Raw genomic sequence first — 18,418 nt, forward strand, 5'->3', positions numbered from 1 at the left:
AGAGAATCCTTCGGGGCAGCGCGACAGGCGGGAGGGTCCGATGCGCCGCACACCTGGGGGCGCGATCGGTCTCCACTGTACCGGAGCGGCTTCGACGCTCTGACCCGTGTGACGCCCTACGACAGTGGCGCGACGGTGATGAGGTCGTCCATGTTCAGCACGCTGTACCCGAGCAGGCTCAGCCAGAACACCGCCACCACACCGAGCCCCGCGAGAAGCACGAGGGCGAGTTCGCCCACATCGCGTCGTCGACCGATCGCGGCGCCGAAGGCGAACACCATCGCCGGGAACACGACGCCGAACAGCAGCGTCACCCAGCCGATGCCGGTCAGACCGCTGCGGGCGAAGCCGATCAGGTGCGCGACCGCGTTCCACACGGCGTAGGCGTAGAACAGCCCGGCCAGACCGAGCACGACGTACCGGAGCCAGCGCGGACCACGCCGCGCACTCGGGTCCGCGGGGCCGTCGACAGAGGCATCGCTCATGATCCGATCACCCCCACGGTGACGAAGGGCCAGGGCACGAGGAGCACCACGCCCAGCACCAGCAGCGACAGCCGGATCCAGGTCGCTCTTCCCCTGGTCAGCAGCCACGAGGCGAGGAACCAGAGCAGCGGAGCAGCCACGGCCAGCACGAACCAGGGCACGTACATCGCATCGGCGACGATCAGGTTCGCGAGTGGCTTCAGTCGGATTCCCCCGACGACCCACCCGACGGTGTAGAGCAGATAGACACCGCCGACCACGCCGAGGGTGAGCAGCAGGCCCGTGCTCAGCGGCGGCGCACCCTCATCGTCTGCCGGAACAGCGTCGCCGTCCCCGCTCAGTGCGTCATCGGGTGCGGAAGTCATCTCCCCAGCGTAGGACACCCGGCCCACTATGCTCGGGGGCATTGGGGCGCGGGCGCCCCTCCGTCGGGAAGGAACACCGTGGCCACGCAGAAGAAGAAGGTCGTCACCGCATCGCCGACGTCATCGGACGAGACTGCGGAGCCGCCCGCCGGCTGGACCCCGACCGACGACGCCAGAAAGCGGGCGACGACGTTCCGCTGGATCGCCGCTGTCCTCTGGGCGCTCGCGATCATCGGCGAGGCCGTCGCCATCTTCTGGCTCCTGCGTCAGCGGGAGTTCGTCGGCGAGGACGGCACGCTGGTCCGGGATGCCGAGACCGGGCTCCTGCAGGAACAGGGCGTGACGGCACAGTTCCCGCAGTGGGCGTTCATCGCCCTCATCATCGCCCTCGTCGTCATCGCCGCGCTCTCGATCACCGGCTCGATCCTCTGGAAGAAGGCGAACAGGCTCGACCCCGCGCGCCGGTCGGACAAGACCCGCTTCTTCGTGCAGAACCAGCTGGGTGCGATCATCGCGGTCGTGGCGTTCCTGCCCCTGATCATTCTGATCTTCCTCAACAAGGACATGGACAAGGGTCAGAAGGCGACCGCTGGCGTCGCGGGCATCGCGCTCGCCGCTCTGGCTGTCGTGCTCGGCATCGATTTCGACCCGCCCTCGGTCGAGCAGTACACCGCCGACCAGTCCGCCGTGATCCAGCTGCTCGGCGCAGACGAGGTCGTGTGGGTCGACGGCGGCGAGGTCTACCACGTCTGCGATGAGGTCTCCGCGATCCAGACCGGCAGCGAGATCCGCACTGGGACGACGGCCCAGGCGGTCGAGGCGGGCAAGATCCGTCTGACCCTGCAGTTCACGTCGGAGATGAACGCCTGCGGGCTGACCGTGCCTGAGAACACCGAAGAGATCACCGAGGCGCTGCGCGCGATCCAGGCGGGTCAGGTCGACACTCCCCTGCCCGCTCCGGTCTGGGCAGATCCGGCGGACGCGCCGATCGTCGTGCAGGAGGCCTCAGCCGAGTGAGTTGAGGTCGCGGCCGCTAGTCGGCGCGCATTGCCTCGATCAGCCTCTCCTCCGCCGACGAGAGGTGATGATGCAAGATCTCCGCGGCCCGATCTGCCTCTCCGGAGGCGACAGCGGCAAGGATCTGGGCGTGCTGTGCGGCGATCACCGACGCGTCCAGCAGCCGCCGACCCTGCACCTGCGCCATGCACAGGCGCGCCTCATCGAGCACGCTGCGGTACATCCGCGCGGTGCGCTCGCTGCCGAGCGCATCGATCAGCGCCGTGTGGAAGCGCAGGTCGGGGTCGACCGTTCGCGCATCGGGCCCGGGCGGCATGGCGAGGATCTCGGCGTTCGCGTCGATCGCCGACTGCGGCACCGACCGCGCCGCCGCCAGCTCGCGCAGCGCCGCGCTCTCGAGCCTCGCCCTCGTCCGATAGACGTCGCGGACGACTTCCGGGTCGATCGCGCCGACGCGCGCCGTGCGATGGGCGGTGCGCACCAGCAGCCCCGAGGCGACGAGCTGCTCGATGGCCGCCTTGGCACTGGGACGTGCGACGCCGTAGCTCTGCGAGACCGCGGCCTCGGTCAGCGGCTCCCCGGAGCGGATGTCTCCGCTGAGAATTCGTGAGCGGAGCCGTGCCGTCACGGCATCCACCACCCCGACGATTCCCAGCGTTGCGTCCTCTGCGGCCATGTGCACAGCCTAGCGAGAAGAGCGGCTGCCAGTACACTTGTCTGACAATCCGTCCACTCACTGAGGAGCAGCGTGCCGACCACTCTCACCGGACCCCTCGATGTCGCGCTCCTCGGGGCGTCGACCCAGGTCCACAGCCGCTCGATCGACCGCTTCTCGCGCGCGCACGACGCGTCGCACTACCTGCGCATCCCTGACGCCGTGCTCTCCCCGGTAGACGCCGACGGGGTCGCGCGGGCATTCGGCGCCGTGCGGGCCGCCGGACGCACGATGACTTTCCGCTCCGGGGGAACCAGCCTCTCGGGGCAGGGCATCAGCGGCGACATCCTGGTCGACACCCGCAGCCACTTCGGTGGCATCGCAGTCGAGAACGACGGTGCTCGGGTGCGTGTCGGGCCCGGCGCCACGGTGCGGCAGGTCAACACGCGACTGGCCCGGTATCGACGCAAGCTGGGTCCGGATCCCGCGAGCGAGATCGCCTGCACCATCGGCGGCGTCGTGGCCAACAACTCCAGCGGCATGGCATGCGGGATCACTGAGAATTCGTACCGGACCATCGAATCGATGACGGTGGTCCTGCCGAGCGGAACGATCCTCGACACCGGCCATCCGGATGCTCGCGCGCAACTGCAGGCCGCGGAGCCCGCGCTGGCCGCGGGACTGATGGCCCTGCGTGCGCGCCTGCTCGCCTCTTCCGCACACGTCGCGTTCCTGCGTCAGCAGTTCTCGATGAAGAACACGATGGGCTACGGCCTGAACGCGCTGCTCGACTTCGACGACCCCGTGCGCATCCTCGAGCACCTGATCATCGGCTCCGAAGGCACACTGGCCTTCGTGGCCGAGGCGCGTTTCCGCACGATCGAGATCCGCCCGGCGATCGCCACCGGGCTCCTCGTGTTCTCGACGCTGTCCGACGCCATGGCCGCGCTCCCCGCCCTGACGGAGCTCGGCCTCGCCACGGTGGAGCTGCTGGACGCCGCCTCGCTGCGTGTCGCGCAGGGGCTGAGCGACGTCCCCGCGACCATCGCAGACATCGAGGTCCTCGACCACGCCGCGCTTCTGGTCGAGGTGCACGCCCAGGACGATCAGGCACTCGCGGCCGCGCGCGAGCACACGCAGGCGCACTTCGAGGCGCTCCCCCTGGCCGTCGCGCCCCGACTGACCACCGACGCGGCCGAGCGCGCCGCCCTGTGGCATGTGCGGAAGGGGCTGTACACCGCCGTCGCGGGAGCGCGTCCCTCCGGAACGACCGCGTTGCTGGAGGACATCGTGGTGCCGGTCGAACGCCTGCTCGTGACCTGCGAACGGCTGATCGAGCTGTTCGCGCTGCACGACTACGAGGGGTCGGTGATCTTCGGGCATGCCAAGGACGGCAACGTGCACTTCCTGCTCAACGAGCGCTTCGACGACCCCGAGAGCGTCGCGCGCTACCGCCGCTTCACCGACGATCTGGTCGAGCTCGTCCTCGGCCAGCAGGGCTCGCTGAAGGCAGAGCACGGAACAGGACGCATCATGGCTCCGTTCGTTCGGCGCCAATACGGCGATGAGCTGACCGACATGATGTGGGAGATCAAGCGGCTGTTCGACCCCGACCTCATCCTGAACCCCGGCGTGGTGCTGTCGGACGATCCCGACTCGTACCTGCAGGACCTCAAGCGGGTGCCGACGGTCGAGTCCGAGGTCGACCGCTGCGTCGAATGCGGCTACTGCGAGCCGACGTGTCCGAGCAAGAGCATCACGCTCACCCCGCGTCAGCGGATCGTGATCCGGCGCGACATGGCGTGGGCCGAGGAGCAGGGCGACACCGCGCTGCTCGAGGACCTGCGAAAGGACTACGACTACGACGGTGTGCAGACCTGCGCGGTCGACGGCATGTGCGCCGTCGCGTGCCCGGTCGACATCAACACCGGTGATCTGGTGCGCCGCCTGCGCGCGGAGGAGGCGTCGAAAGTCGAGGGCGTGGTTTGGGATGCTGCAGCGAAGAGCTGGGGTGCGGTTACCCGTGTGGGCGGTATGGCCCTGACGGCGGCCGCCGCGGCGCCCGCCCCTCTCGTTACCGCCGCGACGCGCGTGGGCAGGGCGCTGCTCGGTAGCGACACCGTGCCGCTCTACGACGGCGGACTCCCCCGCGGCGGCACGAAGCCGCCCGAGGCGCAGAACCCGGCCGATGCGCAGGCGGTCTTCTTCGGCGCCTGCATCGGCACGATGTTCGGTGCCGAGGGCCACGGAGACGGCTCGCGCGATGCGGTGCGCGCCCTGCTCGACCGGGCGGGCATCGCCGTGGTCATCCCGGATGACGCACGCGGACTCTGCTGCGGCACCCCGTGGAAGTCGAAGGGTCACCTCGCCGGCTACGACAGGATGACCCGCCGCGTGCTGTCGACGCTGTGGGAGACCAGTCGCCACGGCACACTGCCCGTGGTCTGCGACGCAGCATCGTGCACCGAGGGTCTGCACACGATGCTCGCGAAGTCGCTCGCCGAATACCCCGAGTACGCCGGACTCGTGATCGAGGATGCGACGACCTACATCGCACGCGAGGTGCTCCCCCGTGTCACCGTGTCGGCCCGCCTCGACAGCGTGGCGGTGCATCCGACCTGTTCCACGACCGCGCTCGGGGCGACCGGCGCGCTCACTGCGATCGCTGCTGCCGTCGCCTCCGACGTGTTCGTGCCGGAGGGTTGGGGATGCTGCGCGTTCGCCGGCGACCGCGGCATGCTGCATCCCGAGCTCACCGCCAGCGCGACCGCCGTCGAATCGGCCGAGGTCCGCGCGGCCGACGCCGAGCGGGGCGGATTCGACGCCTTCGTCTCGGCGAACCGCACCTGCGAGATCGGCATGACCCGCGCGACCGGCCAGCCGTATCGGCACGTCGTCGAGGTGCTCGAGGAGCTCACGCGCGGCTGACCGCTGGCGGCAGACGAAAACGGGCACCCCCGCGGGGTGCCCGTTTCTCGTTCAGATCAGATCAGGTCAGGTGAGATCCCGGATCAGCGCGCGGCCGAACCGTCGATGTAGTCCTCATCCTGCTGCTTCCACGCGAAGAGCGAGCGCAGTTCCTTGCCCGTGACCTCGATCGGGTGCTGCTCTTCCTTGGCGCGCAGCGCCAGGAACTCCTCGGCACCGTTGTCCTGGTCGTCGATGAAGCGCTTCGCGAAGGCACCCGACTGGATGTCGGCGAGCACACCCTGCATGCTCTCCTTGACGCGGGCGTCGATGACGCGCGGGCCCGAGACGTAGTCGCCGAACTCGGCGGTGTCGGAGATCGACCAGCGCTGCTTAGCGATGCCGCCCTCCCACATCAGGTCGACGATCAGCTTGAGCTCGTGCAGAACCTCGAAGTACGCGATCTGGGGCTGGTAGCCCGCCTCGGTGAGGGTCTCGAAGCCGGCCTGCACCAGGTGGCTGACGCCACCGCAGAGCACGGCCTGCTCACCGAACAGGTCGGTCTCGGTCTCTTCGGTGAACGTGGTCTTGATGACGCCGGCGCGGGTGCCGCCGATGGCCTTCGCGTACGAGAGCGCCGTGTCCCAGGCCTTGCCCGAGGCGTCCTGCTCGACCGCGATGATGTCGGGGATGCCGCGACCGGCGACGAACTCGCGACGGACGGTGTGGCCCGGCGCCTTGGGAGCGACGAGGATCACGTCGACGCCCTCAGGAGCGTCGATGTAGCCGAAGCGGATGTTGAAGCCGTGTGCGAACGCGAGGGTCTTGCCCGCAGTCAGGTTCGGCGCGATGGACTCGCTGTAGATGATGCGCTGGTGCTGGTCCGGCGCGAGGATCATGATGAGGTCGGCCCACTCGGTCGCCTCGGCGACCGTCTTGACCGCGAAACCGGCCTCCTCGGCCTTGGCGGCGGACTTGGAGCCCTCCTTGAGCGCGATGGCGACCTCGACGCCCGAGTCGCGCAGGTTCTGCGCGTGGGCGTGACCCTGCGATCCGTAACCGACGATCGCGACCTTCTTGCCCTGGATCAGGGACAGGTCGGCGTCTGCGTCATAGAAGATCTCGGTGCTCACAGTGTGTTTCTCCTTGTTCGTGGTTGATGCGGACCTGATCGGCCCTGAGTCTGGAAAGTGTCAGCCGCGCAGCACGCGCTCGGTGATGCTCTTGCCGCCGCGGCCGATGGCGAGGAGGCCGGACTGCGCGATCTCCTTGATGCCGAACGGCTCGAGCGCGCGGAGCATCGCGTCGATCTTGCCCTTGTCGCCGGTCACCTCGATGACGAGTGCGTCGGAGGCGTAGTCCACGACCGAGGCGCGGAACAGGTTCGCCACCTCGATCACGTTCGAGCGCGTCGCGTTGTCGGTGCGCACCTTCACGAGCATGTGCTCGCGCTGCACCGAGGTGGAGAAATCGAGCTCGACGATCTTGATGACGTTGATCAGCTTGTTGAGCTGCTTGGTCACCTGCTCGAGCGGGAGCTCCTCCACGTCGACGACGACGGTGATGCGCGAGATGCCGGGCACCTCGGTCACGCCGACGGCGAGGGAGTCGATGTTGAAGCCGCGGCGGGCGAACAGCCCCGCGACACGGGTGAGGAGACCGGGGGTGTTCTCCACCAGGAGGCTCAGTACGTGGGTCGACATGGGTCAGTCCTCCTCGTCGAATGCGGGCGCGTGCTCGCGGGCGTACTGGACGTAGCTGTTGCTGACGCCCTGCGGCACCATCGGCCACACCATGGAGTCGGCGCTGACGACGAAGTCGATCACGACCGGGCGGTCATTGGTCTCGAGCGCGAGCTGGATCGCAGCGTCGACCTCGTCCTCCTTCTCGACGCGGATCGCGAGGCAGCCGTACGCCTCCGCGAGCTTGACGAAGTCAGGGATCCGGATCGACCCGTGCCCGGTGTTGAGGTCGGTGTTCGAGTGGCGGCCGTCGTAGAACAGCGTCTGCCACTGACGCACCATCCCCAGGGAGGAGTTGTTGATGATCGCGACCTTGATCGGGATGTTGTTGATCGTGCAGGTGGCGAGCTCCTGATTGGTCATCTGGAAGCAGCCGTCGCCGTCGATCGCCCACACGGCGCGGTCGGGCTCGGCGACCTTCGCCCCCATCGCGGCCGGAACGGAGTAGCCCATCGTGCCGGCGCCGCCGGAGTTCAGCCACGCGTTCGGGCGCTCGTACTTGATGAACTGCGCCGCCCACATCTGGTGCTGGCCCACCCCCGAGGCGAAGATGCCCTCGGGTCCGGTCAGCTCGCCGATGCGCTGGATCACGTACTGCGGCGCCAGGAGGCCGTCGGTGGTCGGCGCGTAGCCGAGCGGGAACTCGGTGCGCAGACCGTCGAGGTAGGACCACCACTCGTCGATGTCGGGCTTGGTACCGCCGGTCACGCCCCGGAACGCCGCGTCGAGGTCGGTGAGCACATCGTGCAGATCGCCCACGATCGGCACGTCGGCGATGCGGATCTTGGAGATCTCGGCCGGGTCGATGTCGACGTGCACGACCTTGGCGTTGGGGGCGAACAGCGCCGCCTTGCCGGTCACACGATCGTCGAATCGAGCGCCCAGCGACACGAGCAGGTCGGCCTCCTGCAGCGCGAGCACGGCCGGAACCGTGCCGTGCATGCCGGGCATGCCGAGGTGCTGCGGGTGGGAGTCCGGGAACGCACCGCGCGCCATCAGCGTCGTCACGATCGGGGCGCCCGTGGACTCGGCGAGGGCCAGGAGCTCCGCCGATGCGCGGCCGCGGATCACGCCGCCGCCGACGTACAGCACCGGCTTCTTGGCCTCGGCGAGCATGGCGGCGGCGGCCTGGATCTGCTTGCCGTGCGCCTTGGTCACCGGCCGGTAGCCGGGGAGGTCGATCTTGGGCGGCCAGACGAACGGCGCCATGGCCTGCTGCGCGTCCTTGGTGATGTCGACGAGCACGGGTCCGGGACGACCGGTCGAGGCGATCTCATAGGCCGCCGCGATCGCACCGGGGATCTCCGCGGCATCCTTCACGAGGAACGAGTGCTTCGTGATCGGCATGGTGATGCCGACGATGTCGGCCTCCTGGAAGGCGTCGGTGCCCATCAGCGTCGAGAAGACCTGGCCCGTGATCGCGAGCAGCGGCATGGAGTCCATGTAGGCGTCGGCGATCGCCGTCACGAGGTTGGTCGCCCCCGGACCGGAGGTGGCGATGCACACGCCGACCTTGCCGGAGGCCGCGGCGTATCCCTCAGCGGCGTGGCCTGCACCCTGCTCGTGACGCACGAGGATGTGGCGCAGATCAGTGGAGTCCATCAGCGGGTCGTACACCGGGAGAATCGCTCCTCCCGGAAGACCGAAGACGTCCGTGACACCCAGCATCTCAAGGGACCGGACGACGGCTTCGGCGCCGGAGATCTCCGGCGCGGTGGACGGGCGGGCAGGTGGTCTCGGCACGGCCGAGACGGAATCAGCAGTCATGAGTTTCCTTCGGGTGGTCTGTGTGACGTCGGAGCCGACGCTGTGCGGCGGAGCCGGCAGCGAGCCGACGAGGATCAGCCGGTGGTGGCGCCTTCGGCGGCGGACCGCACGAGGCGCGAGTACTTGGCAAGAACGCCACGGGTATAGCGCGGGGGAAGCGGCTCCCAGCCGGAACGGCGGGAGGCGAGCTCTGCCTCGTCGACGAGTAGGTCAAGAGAGCGAGCTGCGATATCGACCCGTATCAGATCACCATCGCGCACGAAGGCGATGGGACCTGCGTCCACCGCTTCGGGTGCTATGTGGCCGATGCACAGGCCGGTTGTGCCGCCTGAGAATCGTCCGTCTGTCAAGAGTAGTACATCTTTGCCGAGACCAGCGCCCTTGATGGCCGCGGTGATCGCCAGCATCTCGCGCATGCCGGGGCCGCCCTTGGGGCCCTCGTAGCGGATCACGACGACGTCTCCCGCGGAGATCTCACCGTTGGCGAGAGCGTCCATCGCACCACGCTCGCGCTCGAACACCCGCGCGGGCCCCTCGAACACGTCGGCGTCGAAGCCGGCGGACTTCACGACGGCGCCCTCGGGAGCGAACGAGCCATGCAGGATCGTGATGCCGCCGGAGGCGTGGATCGGGTTGTCGAACGTGTGGATGACGTCACCGTCGACCGGGGCGGGGTTCAACTCGCGCAGGTTCTCGGCGACCGTCTTGCCGGTGACCGTGAGAGCGTCACCGTGCAGCAGACCCTCGTCGAGCATCGCCTTCATCAGCACGGGGATGCCGCCGTGCCGGTCGACGTCGTTCATGACGTACTTGCCGAACGGCTTCATGTCGGCCACGTGCGGGGTGCGGCTGCCGATGCGGTTGAAGTCGTGCAGGTCGAGGTCGATCTCGGCCTCTCGCGCGATCGCGAGCAGGTGAAGCACGACGTTGGTGGAGCCGCCCAGCGCCATGGCGATCGCGATCGCGTTCTCGAAGGACTCCTTCGTCAGGATGTCCTTGGTCGTGATGCCCTGACGGAGCAGGTTCACGACGGCCTCGCCCGAGCGGTGCGCGAAGTAGTCGCGGCGGCGATCCGCCGAGGGCGGCGCGGCCGAACCGGGAAGGCTGAGTCCGAGCGCCTCGGCCACGGACGCCATGGTGTTCGCGGTGTACATGCCGCCACAGGCGCCCTCCCCCGGTGCGAACGCGCACTCGATGCGCTTGAGGTCCTCTTCGGACATGCGACCTGCACGGCAGGCGCCGACTCCCTCGAAGGAGTCGATGATCGTGATCTCCTTCTCGGTGCCGTCCGAGAGCTTGACCCAGCCGGGCGCGATCGACCCGGCGTACAGGAACACGCTCGACAGCCCCAGGCGGGCACTCGCCATCAGCATGCCGGGGATCGACTTGTCGCAGCCGGCCAGCAGAACGCTGCCGTCGAGGCGCTCGGCCATGATCACCGTCTCGACGGAGTCGGCGATGACCTCACGCGACACGAGCGAGAAGTGCATCCCCTCGTGGCCCATCGAGATGCCGTCCGAGACAGAGATCGTGCCGAACTGCAGCGGGTAGCCGCCGCCGGCGTGCACGCCCTCCTTCGCGCCCTGCGCCAGACGGTCCAGGCTCAGGTTGCAGGGGGTGATCTCGTTCCAGCTGGAGGCGATGCCGATCTGGGGCTTGTCCCAGTCCGCATCGCCCATGCCGACGGCGCGGAGCATGCCGCGCGATGTGGTGGCCTCGATCCCGTCGGTGACCACGCGACTGCGCGGCTTGATGTCGATGGACGCGTTGGCGGCAGCTTCGTGCGGGGACATGGAGGAAGTCTATTCCCGCGCCGCGGTGCGCTCGTCCGCCAGGGCCTCCAGAAGGAGCGCCATCTGTTGTGGGTTCTCGACACGTAGTGCGGCATGGCTCTCGCCGGGGCCGACCCGCACTCCCAGATCGCCCTCGCCGAGCACGCGCATCCCGTCCTCGTCGGTGACGTCATCGCCGGCGAACAGGATGCCGGTGGCATCGAACTTCTCGCGGAGTGCGACCATCGCGGAGTCCTTGCCCTCGGCGCGCGAGGAGAACTCGAGCACACGGTGGCCGGCGCGACGCCGCCAGTGCGGGAAGCGTTCGGCGACCAGCGCGTCGATCTCGGCGAACACCTTCTCCTCGACATCGCGTTCGGCACGACGCGTGTGTACGCCCATGCCGAACGTCTTGGGCTCGAACTCCGCGCCCTCATAGCTCTCGATGATCGGTCGCGCGGCGGCCCACAGTTCCTCGCGCGCACCCTCCTCGGTCGCCTCGCCGGTCAGCGCGGCCTCGCCCTCACCGGGGAACCAGTACTGCGCACCGTGCGATCCTGCGAGCACGATGTCGGAGTCGTCGGCGTGCTCGGTGATGATCCGCAGGTCATGCAGGCTGCGACCCGACACGTACGCGACGACGGTGTCCGGCAATGCCGCCAGGCGAGCGACCTGCGTCGCGACCTCGGGAAGCGCGCGCGCCGCCATGGGGTCGGGAACGAGAGGCGACGCCGTGCCGTCGAAGTCGAGCGCCACGACGAGCCTCTCGGTGCGGGCGATCGCCGTCAGCTCGTCGTCGTTGACACCGGGGGTCCAGGCGCGCGTCACAGTTGTCTCCATTCGCAGGGGGTCGTATTCAGTATCGCCGTGGGTGCCGAAGCGCCGTGGTCAGTGGGGGTGAACGGCGTCCAACGCCGCGAGGAACGAGGAGGACCAGGCGTTCACGTCGTTGTCGAGCACGCGCCGACGCAGTGAGCGCATGCGCCGGGACTGCTCGGACGGCGACATCTCGATCGCCGTCATGATCGCGTCCTTGACGCCCTCGATGTCATGGGGGTTGACCCGGACGGCTTGACGGAGCTCATCCGCGGCGCCGGTGAACTCGCTGAGCACCAGCACGCCGCGGTTGTCTGCACGCGTGGCGATGTACTCCTTGGCGACGAGGTTCATGCCGTCGCGAAGCGCGGTGACGAGCATGACGTCGGCGGCCAGGTACAGCGCCACCATCTCCTCACGAGGGTAGCCCTGGTGCAGGTAGCGGATCGCGGAATGGCCCATGGTGTCGGTGTCGCCGTTGATGCGGCTGACGGCGAGTTCGATCTCGTCGCGCAGGTGCATGTACGCGTCGACGCGTTCACGGCTCGGACTCGCCACCTGCACCAGCGTCACGTTCTCGACGTTCAGACGCCCCTCGGTCAGCAGTTCGCCGTACGCCTTGATGCGGTGGCGGATGCCCTTGGTGTAGTCCAGTCGGTCCACGCCGAGGAGGATGCGATCGGGGTTGCCCAGGCTCTCGCGGATCTCGGCCGCACGTGCCTGGATGTCCGGGCGCGCCGCGAGCTCGAGATACGGCGCGGTGTCGATCGAGATCGGGAAGGCCTTGGCGAGTGCGATGCGCGTGCCACCATCACCGTCCGGGACGGCGACGTTCGAGCCGCGCACCTCGTAACGCAGGCGACGCTTGACCGCGGTGAGGAAGTACGTCGCGTCCTGCACCCGCTGGAACCCGATCACGTCGGCGCCGAGGAGCCCGCGGAGTACCTGGTCACGCCAGGGCAGCTGCGCGTAGAGGCCGTGTGCCGGGAACGGGATGTGGTGGAAGTAGCCGATCGTGACGTCGGGCCGCATCTCGCGCACCATCTGCGGCACGAGCTGCAGCTGGTAGTCGTGCACCCACACCGTGCCGTTCTCGGCGACGGCGGCCACCGCTGCGGACGCGAAGCGACGGTTGACGGTGACGTAGGCATCCCACCATTCGCGGTGGTACTGCGGTGGCGCGATCACGTCGTGATAGAGCGGCCAGATGGTGTCGTTCGCGAAGCCCTCGTAGTACTCCGCGACCTCCTCCGCACTGAGCCCGACGGGGATCAGATGGATTCCGTCGTTCTCGAACGGGGCGATCTCGACGTCGGCCTGCCCGGCCCACCCCACCCAGGCGCCGTGCACGGTGCGCATCATGGGCTCGAGGGCGGCGACGAGGCCGCCGGGAGACACTCGCCAGAGATCCTCGCCGTCGGGGCCCTCGACTCGGTCGACCGGAAGCCGGTTGGCGACGACCACGAACTCTGCAGCGACCAAGATGACTCCTCACACCAGCGGTACTCCCAGGCTATCGAGGATGCCGGCCGCCGGTGGCCACCTCAGGTCGTGGCGGACGGCGTGGGGCGCGGAGCGCTGAGCATCCAGTTCACGACACCGGCGACGAACGTCACTCCCGCTGCGAGCACCGGCAGCACCAGGGCGCTCGTCGTTCCCACGTTCTCGGCGATCTCGCCGGCAACCGCAGCGCCGATCGACTGCCCGACCACGACACCCGATCCGAGCATCGTCATCACGGTCGCCGAGCGCCCCAGTGGGCTCAGCCCCGCACCGAAGCTGTACTGGGTGACGAGCGTCGGTCCGATGCCGATGCCCATGATCGCCAGAGCGACGATCATCATCGCGGGCGAGTCGACGAGTCCCAGCAGCAGCGTTCCCGCGAGCAGGATGCCGGAGAACATCAGCCACCGTGCCCGGAGCGAGAATGCGGGCGGCAACCAGGCCACTCCGAGCGCGAGGATCGCTGATCCGACCCCCATCACGCCGTAGAGAAGGCCGGCCTGCTCGGCCGCACCGCGATCGGCCATGAACGAGGTGAGCGCGGTGAGCATGGAGCCGAAGAACATCCCGACGCCGAGGATGCCGAGCACGACGATCAGCAGCTGCGGTCGGAAGAGCTCCGACACGGCCGAGAGCGCCTTGCCATCGGCGTCGCGATCATGCGAGACGTGACGACCGCTCGGATGCAGGGCGAAGGCGCCGACGAAGACGACCGTGAGCACGGCGGCCCCCACGAGCGGCGCCCAGGGCGCGATCGCCGACGCCAGGAGGCCGACGATGAACGGCCCGAAGACGAACACGGTCTCATCTGCCGCAGACTCGTACGCCATGGTGCCGGAGAGCGTTCGCGCCCGTCGTTCCTCTGACATGCGGTCGCGGATGATCGTGACCAGACGCGACCGCGACAACGGCGCCACCTGGGGTGCCGTGGCGCCGATGCCGACAGCGGCGAGCAGCACGAATCCGTCAGCGGCCGTGCCATAGACGACCAGCGTGAACAGCACCAGCATCGAGCCGTTCGCGATCGCGAGGATCAGGAGTACGAGACGCTGACCGAAACGGTCGGCCGCAGCGCCGAGCAGCGGTCCGAAACAGGCGGTGCCCAGCCCGACGGCGGCGGATGTGAGACCTCCGAGCGACAGCGAGCCGCGCGCCGAGACGACGACGGTGAGGACGCCGACGACCATCATCGCGAACGGCAAACGCGCGATGAAGGCGATCAGGAAGTAGGGGAATCCGGCGATGCGGAGCAGGTTCGGCTCCGCGGAGGTATTCGTGTGTGTCATGGCTCTCGCGCGCCCGCAGACGCGGAATCGGGTGCCGCCGCTGTCCGTCGGATTGCCGACGGCCGGTAGATACACGGTGTGCGGCCGCGGACCTGCCGCGACCTGTCCATGGTAGCGCGTCACCCCGTTGTACCGCTGAAAGCATGGCTGCGCTGGGTACGGCACGCGGGGTTGTCAAGCCTCGGACGCCGTGAAGCGCAGGCGGGTACCGTAGGGGCATGCGCTACCTCTTCAGCACCGGACTCATCGCGGCGATCTCGGCGGGCATCTCCCTGCTGCGCGGAACCCGCGAGGAACCCATCACCTGGCGCTCCGCCCTCTCGTGGCTCAGCTGGGCCATCACCATGGCCCTCGCCGTCGGCGCGACGGTCGACATGCGCCGTGCACGTCGTGGCGCTCGCGTCGATGCCGACTCCCCGCAGTCGGTCAAGAAGTCGAAGAAGGCGCAGCGGCTGCAGTTCCGCTCGCAGAAGGCGCTCGCCGACGCGCAGGGGCACGCCCAGGAGAAGCGCCGCTGATCCGCGGCACCGCCGCACGTCAGCGCGTCGTGAGAGTCAGCGCGTGAGGATCAGCGCCTCGCCCTGACCGCCGCCACCGCACAGACCGACCGCAGCCGTTCCACTTCCTCGGCGCGCCAGTTCATGCGCCAGGTGCACCACGAGACGGTTCCCGGATGCGCCGATGGGGTGTCCGATGGCGATGCCTCCGCCGTGGATGTTCACGATGTCGGAGTCGAGCCCCAGTTCGACCTGGGATTGCGCGACGACCGCACCGAAAGCCTCATTGATCTCGACCAGGTCGAGATCCGCCGGCGTGATCCCCTGCTTCTCGCAGGCGCGCTCGATCGCTCGGGCGGGCTGAGCATGCAGAGAGTTGTCCGGCCCCGCGGTCTGACCGCTCGCGCCGACGGTCGCGAGAATCGGCCAGCCCTTCGCTGCAGCATTGGCCCTGGTCGTCACGATGACCGCCGATGCTCCGTCGGAGATCGGTGAGGCGTTGCCCGCGGTGATGGAGCCCCCCTCGGCGAACGCGGCGCGGAGTCCGGCGAGCGTCTTCGCCGTCGTGCCCGGGCGCACGCCCTCGTCCGCCGTCACCAGCACCGGTTCCCCACGTCGCTGCGGGACGGCGACCTCCACGATCTCGTCGGCGAAGACGCCGGCGCTCTGCGCGGCGGCTGCCCGCTGATGCGACAGCACCGCCACGGCATCCTGCGTCTCGCGGGTGAGCTGATAGCGGGCGTTGTGACGCTCGGTCGACGCCCCCATGCTCTCGTGGTCATAGGCGTCGGTCAGACCGTCGTATGCCATGTGATCGAGCACTTCGACGCTTCCGTAGGTCCATCCGTCGCGGGAGCCCATCAGCAGATGTGGCGAACGGGTCATCGATTCCATGCCGGCGGCCACCACCGTTCGAGCATCACCCGTGCGGATCATGCGAGCCGCGTCGATGATCGCGGTCAGGCCGGACAGACACACCTTGTTCACCGAGTGCGCGGGGACGTCCCAGCCGATGCCGGCGCCGAGTGCCGCCTGACGAGCGGCGTTCTGACCGGAGCCGGCGGCGAGCACCTGGCCGACGATGACCGCGTCGATGTCGGCGGGATCGACGGAAGCCTGCTCGAGCGCTCCCCGGATCGCGAACGACCCCAGCTGCGGAGCGGTGAAAGCGGCGAGCTGTCCTTTCAGGCGACCCTGCGGGGTGCGCGCGGCGGCCACGATGACGATCTCCGTGTCGGGCGTGCGGGCGTTGAGGTCGGTCATGATGCTCCCGTCCTTTCAGTTCTTCAGTCCATCGGCGATGATCAGCGGCGGCTCCGTCGCTGCGACCACCTCGTCGATCGACACGCCCGGTGCCGTCTCGACGAGCACCAGACCCCGGTCGGTGACATCGATCACCGCCAGATCGGTGATGATGCGGTCGACGACGCCGCGCCCGGTGAGGGGCAGGGAACACTGGTCGACGATCTTCGCCGAGCCGTCTTTGGCGACGTGCTCCATCAGAACGATCACGCGACCGGCGCCATGCACGAGGTCCATCGCGCCGCCCGGTCCCTTGACCATCTTGCCCGGGATCATCCAGTTGGCGAGGTCTCCTCCGGCCGAGACCTGCATGGCGCCGAGGATCGCGGCGTCGATCTTGCCGCCGCGGATCATCCCGAAGCTGAGCGCCGAGTCGAAGAACGCAGACCCGGGAAGCACCGTCACGGTCTCCTTGCCGGCGTTGATCAGGTCGGGGTCGACCGCGTCCTCGTGCGGGTAGGGACCGACACCCAGGATGCCGTTCTCGGACTGCAGCACCACCGTGACCCCCGCGGGCACGTGGTTGGGCACCAGCGTGGGGAGCCCGATCCCCAGATTCGCGTAGGCGCCGTCGGTCAGCTCCGCCGCCGCACGAGCGGCCATCTCATCACGCGTGAGCGCCATCTCAGACTCCTTCCGCGGCCACGGTGCGCCGCTCGATCCGCTTGGGAATGTCTCCGCCGACCTCCACCAATCGGTGCACGAAGACGCCGGGCAGATGGATGCGGTCGGGATCGAGCTCGCCCGGCTCGACCAGCTGTTCCACCTGAGCGATGCAGATCCGCCCGGCCATCGCCGCGAGCGGGTTGAAGTTGCGCGCAGCCTTGTTGAAGATCAGGTTGCCGTGTCGATCGCCCACCAGCGCGTGCACGAGGGAGAAATCTGTCGTGATCGCCTCTTCCAGGACGAAGTCCCGGGGCTCTCCGTCGACGTCGAACGAGCGCACGTCCTTCTGCGGTGACGCGACGGCGATCGTGCCGTCCGGGTGGTAGCGACGCGGCAGTCCGCCCTCTGCGACCTGGGTGCCGACGCCGGTCTGCGTGTAGAACGCGGCGATGCCCGATCCGCCGGCGCGCAACTTCTCTGCCAGCGTGCCCTGAGGGGTGAGCTCGAGCTCGAGTTCGCCCGTGAGGAACTGCCGCTCGAACTCCTTGTTCTCTCCCACGTACGACGAGGTCATCTTCCGGATCCGGCCGGCGCCCAACAGCACGCCCAGCCCCCAGTCGTCGACCCCGCAGTTGTTGCTGACGACGCTGAGGTCGCGGGTGCCCTGTGCGAGCAGGGCGTCGATCAGGGCGATCGGGTTGCCCGAGAGGCCGAAACCGCCCACCGCGAGCGATGCACCGTCGGGGATGTCGGCGACGGCCTCCGCCGCCGTGGCCCACTGCTTGTCGATCACGCGCACTCCTTCGAACCGTGTCCTCTCAGCCTCGCGCGCCGGGGGCGCCGCGCGGAAGCCTTTTCTTGCGATGTGGTCATTCCGAGGACTAGCGTCCACATCATGGAACACACCTCGCCCAGCGTTCCCGGCGCGCAGGCGATCGCTCGCGCCGCGCGACTGCTTCGCCTGGTCACGGCCGCCGGCGCGGAGGGTGCGGGACTGCAGGAACTCGCACGGAACGCAGAGCTTTCGCGGTCCACCGCGCACCGGCTTCTCACCGCACTGAAGGCCGAGGGCCTCGTCGACCGCGATGCGGACAGCACCCGGTGGATGCCAGGCCCCGAGCTGTTCCTGATGGGGATTGTCGCGGCGGCTCGTTACGACGTGACCACGCTCGCCCGCGATCTCGTGCGCTCCCTCGCCGTCAAGACCGAGGAGAGCGCGTTCTTCTCCGCGCGGCGTGCGGACGAGACCGTCTGCCTGCTCCGCGAGGAGGGGTCCTTCCCGATCCGCTCCTTCGTGTTGAGCGAAGGAGTGCGCTTCCCGCTCGGTGTCGCGAGCGCGGGACTCGCCATCCTCGCGTTCCTTCCTGACCACGATGTGGATGCCTACTTCGAGCGTCACCCCAAGCTCTCTCAGGCCTGGGGCGCGTCGCACGACGCCGTCTCCCTGCGCACCCGCCTGGCCGAGACCAAGGAGCGCGGCTACGCGATCAATCCGGGACTGATCGTCGAAGGCAGTTGGGGCATGGGCGCCGCGGTCTTCGACCGGTCCGGGCGACCCGAATGGGCGCTGAGCCTCACCGGCGTGCAGTTCCGCTTCGGGCCGGATCGCATCGCGGAACGCGGTCGCACCTTGCTGGCGCATGCGCACGAGCTGTCCGCGCGGATCGCCAACGCCCGACGCTGACGCCGCCGTTCCGC

17 protein-coding genes are annotated in these 18,418 nt (G+C 68.6%); 4 read left to right on the forward strand and 13 right to left on the reverse strand.

The window, feature by feature from the left end; translation table 11 throughout:
- Positions 1-116: 116 nt before the first annotated feature.
- Entirely contained in the window at positions 117-485 is a 369-nt protein-coding gene (locus tag AC2D10_RS03685; RefSeq protein ID WP_484710517.1) for a hypothetical protein, read from the reverse strand.
- On the reverse strand, positions 482-850 hold the full coding sequence (locus tag AC2D10_RS03690; RefSeq protein ID WP_484710519.1) for a hypothetical protein: 369 nt from the start codon (positions 848-850) through the stop codon (positions 482-484). Before AC2D10_RS03690 ends, AC2D10_RS03685 begins: the two co-directional genes overlap by 4 nt.
- 78 nt (positions 851-928) lie before the next feature.
- Here AC2D10_RS03690 and AC2D10_RS03695 point away from each other — a divergent pair, with 78 nt between their 5' ends.
- Positions 929-1,867, forward strand: a complete 939-nt coding sequence (locus tag AC2D10_RS03695; protein WP_484710520.1) for a hypothetical protein — start codon at positions 929-931, stop codon at positions 1,865-1,867.
- A 16-nt stretch (positions 1,868-1,883) separates the two neighbouring features.
- On the opposite strand, the gene AC2D10_RS03700 is transcribed toward AC2D10_RS03695, so the two are convergent.
- On the reverse strand, positions 1,884-2,543 hold the full coding sequence (locus tag AC2D10_RS03700) for a GntR family transcriptional regulator (RefSeq protein WP_484710521.1): 660 nt from the start codon (positions 2,541-2,543) through the stop codon (positions 1,884-1,886).
- Between the two features lie 72 nt (positions 2,544-2,615).
- On the opposite strand from AC2D10_RS03700, the gene AC2D10_RS03705 reads away from it, so the two are divergent.
- Positions 2,616-5,450, forward strand: coding sequence for an FAD-binding and (Fe-S)-binding domain-containing protein (locus tag AC2D10_RS03705; protein ID WP_484710523.1), 2,835 nt, complete (start codon positions 2,616-2,618; stop codon positions 5,448-5,450).
- A gap of 83 nt (positions 5,451-5,533) precedes the next feature.
- On the opposite strand, the gene ilvC is transcribed toward AC2D10_RS03705, so the two are convergent.
- The 7 genes from ilvC to AC2D10_RS03740 all read right to left on the reverse strand — a co-directional run bounded on the left by ilvC (position 5,534) and on the right by AC2D10_RS03740 (position 14,315).
- The gene (ilvC, locus tag AC2D10_RS03710; protein WP_484710525.1) at positions 5,534-6,562 is read right to left on the reverse strand and encodes a ketol-acid reductoisomerase; all 1,029 of its coding nucleotides are present in this window, start codon (positions 6,560-6,562) and stop codon (positions 5,534-5,536) included.
- A gap of 60 nt (positions 6,563-6,622) precedes the next feature.
- Complete coding sequence (gene ilvN, locus AC2D10_RS03715; RefSeq protein WP_484710527.1) at positions 6,623-7,132, reverse strand: acetolactate synthase small subunit; 510 nt, start codon at positions 7,130-7,132, stop codon at positions 6,623-6,625.
- A gap of 3 nt (positions 7,133-7,135) precedes the next feature.
- A complete protein-coding gene (locus tag AC2D10_RS03720; RefSeq protein ID WP_484710528.1) occupies positions 7,136-8,938 on the reverse strand; it encodes an acetolactate synthase large subunit in 1,803 nt (600 codons plus the stop codon).
- 74 nt (positions 8,939-9,012) lie between these two features.
- Complete coding sequence (ilvD, locus tag AC2D10_RS03725; protein WP_484710530.1) at positions 9,013-10,731, reverse strand: dihydroxy-acid dehydratase; 1,719 nt, start codon at positions 10,729-10,731, stop codon at positions 9,013-9,015.
- A 9-nt stretch (positions 10,732-10,740) separates the two neighbouring features.
- Positions 10,741-11,550, reverse strand: a complete 810-nt coding sequence (gene otsB, locus AC2D10_RS03730) for a trehalose-phosphatase (RefSeq protein WP_484710532.1) — start codon at positions 11,548-11,550, stop codon at positions 10,741-10,743.
- A gap of 48 nt (positions 11,551-11,598) precedes the next feature.
- The gene (locus tag AC2D10_RS03735) at positions 11,599-13,008 is read right to left on the reverse strand and encodes an alpha,alpha-trehalose-phosphate synthase (UDP-forming) (RefSeq protein ID WP_484710534.1); all 1,410 of its coding nucleotides are present in this window, start codon (positions 13,006-13,008) and stop codon (positions 11,599-11,601) included.
- A gap of 62 nt (positions 13,009-13,070) precedes the next feature.
- Positions 13,071-14,315, reverse strand: a complete 1,245-nt coding sequence (locus AC2D10_RS03740; RefSeq protein WP_484710535.1) for an MFS transporter — start codon at positions 14,313-14,315, stop codon at positions 13,071-13,073.
- 218 nt (positions 14,316-14,533) lie between these two features.
- Between AC2D10_RS03740 and AC2D10_RS03745 the strand changes: the two genes are divergently transcribed.
- On the forward strand, positions 14,534-14,833 hold the full coding sequence (locus AC2D10_RS03745) for a hypothetical protein (protein WP_484710537.1): 300 nt from the start codon (positions 14,534-14,536) through the stop codon (positions 14,831-14,833).
- Between the two features lie 36 nt (positions 14,834-14,869).
- Here the strand turns inward: AC2D10_RS03745 and AC2D10_RS03750 are convergent, their stop codons facing one another.
- The 3 genes from AC2D10_RS03750 to AC2D10_RS03760 are packed head-to-tail and all read right to left on the reverse strand — an operon-like array spanning position 14,870 to position 17,513.
- The gene (locus AC2D10_RS03750; RefSeq protein WP_484710538.1) at positions 14,870-16,075 is read right to left on the reverse strand and encodes an acetyl-CoA C-acetyltransferase; all 1,206 of its coding nucleotides are present in this window, start codon (positions 16,073-16,075) and stop codon (positions 14,870-14,872) included.
- Between the two features lie 15 nt (positions 16,076-16,090).
- Positions 16,091-16,738 carry a 3-oxoacid CoA-transferase subunit B gene (locus tag AC2D10_RS03755; protein WP_484710540.1) on the reverse strand — a complete coding sequence of 216 codons (648 nt, stop codon included), beginning with the start codon at positions 16,736-16,738 and terminating at the stop codon, positions 16,091-16,093.
- Between the two features lies 1 nt (position 16,739).
- Positions 16,740-17,513: a CoA transferase subunit A gene (locus tag AC2D10_RS03760; RefSeq protein ID WP_484710542.1), complete on the reverse strand. Its 774-nt coding sequence runs from the start codon at positions 17,511-17,513 to the stop codon at positions 16,740-16,742.
- 102 nt (positions 17,514-17,615) lie between these two features.
- Between AC2D10_RS03760 and AC2D10_RS03765 the strand changes: the two genes are divergently transcribed.
- A complete protein-coding gene (locus AC2D10_RS03765; RefSeq protein ID WP_484710545.1) occupies positions 17,616-18,404 on the forward strand; it encodes an IclR family transcriptional regulator in 789 nt (262 codons plus the stop codon).
- Positions 18,405-18,418 lie beyond the last annotated feature (14 nt).

The organism is Microbacterium sp. PI-SA-G (assembly GCF_057215335.1).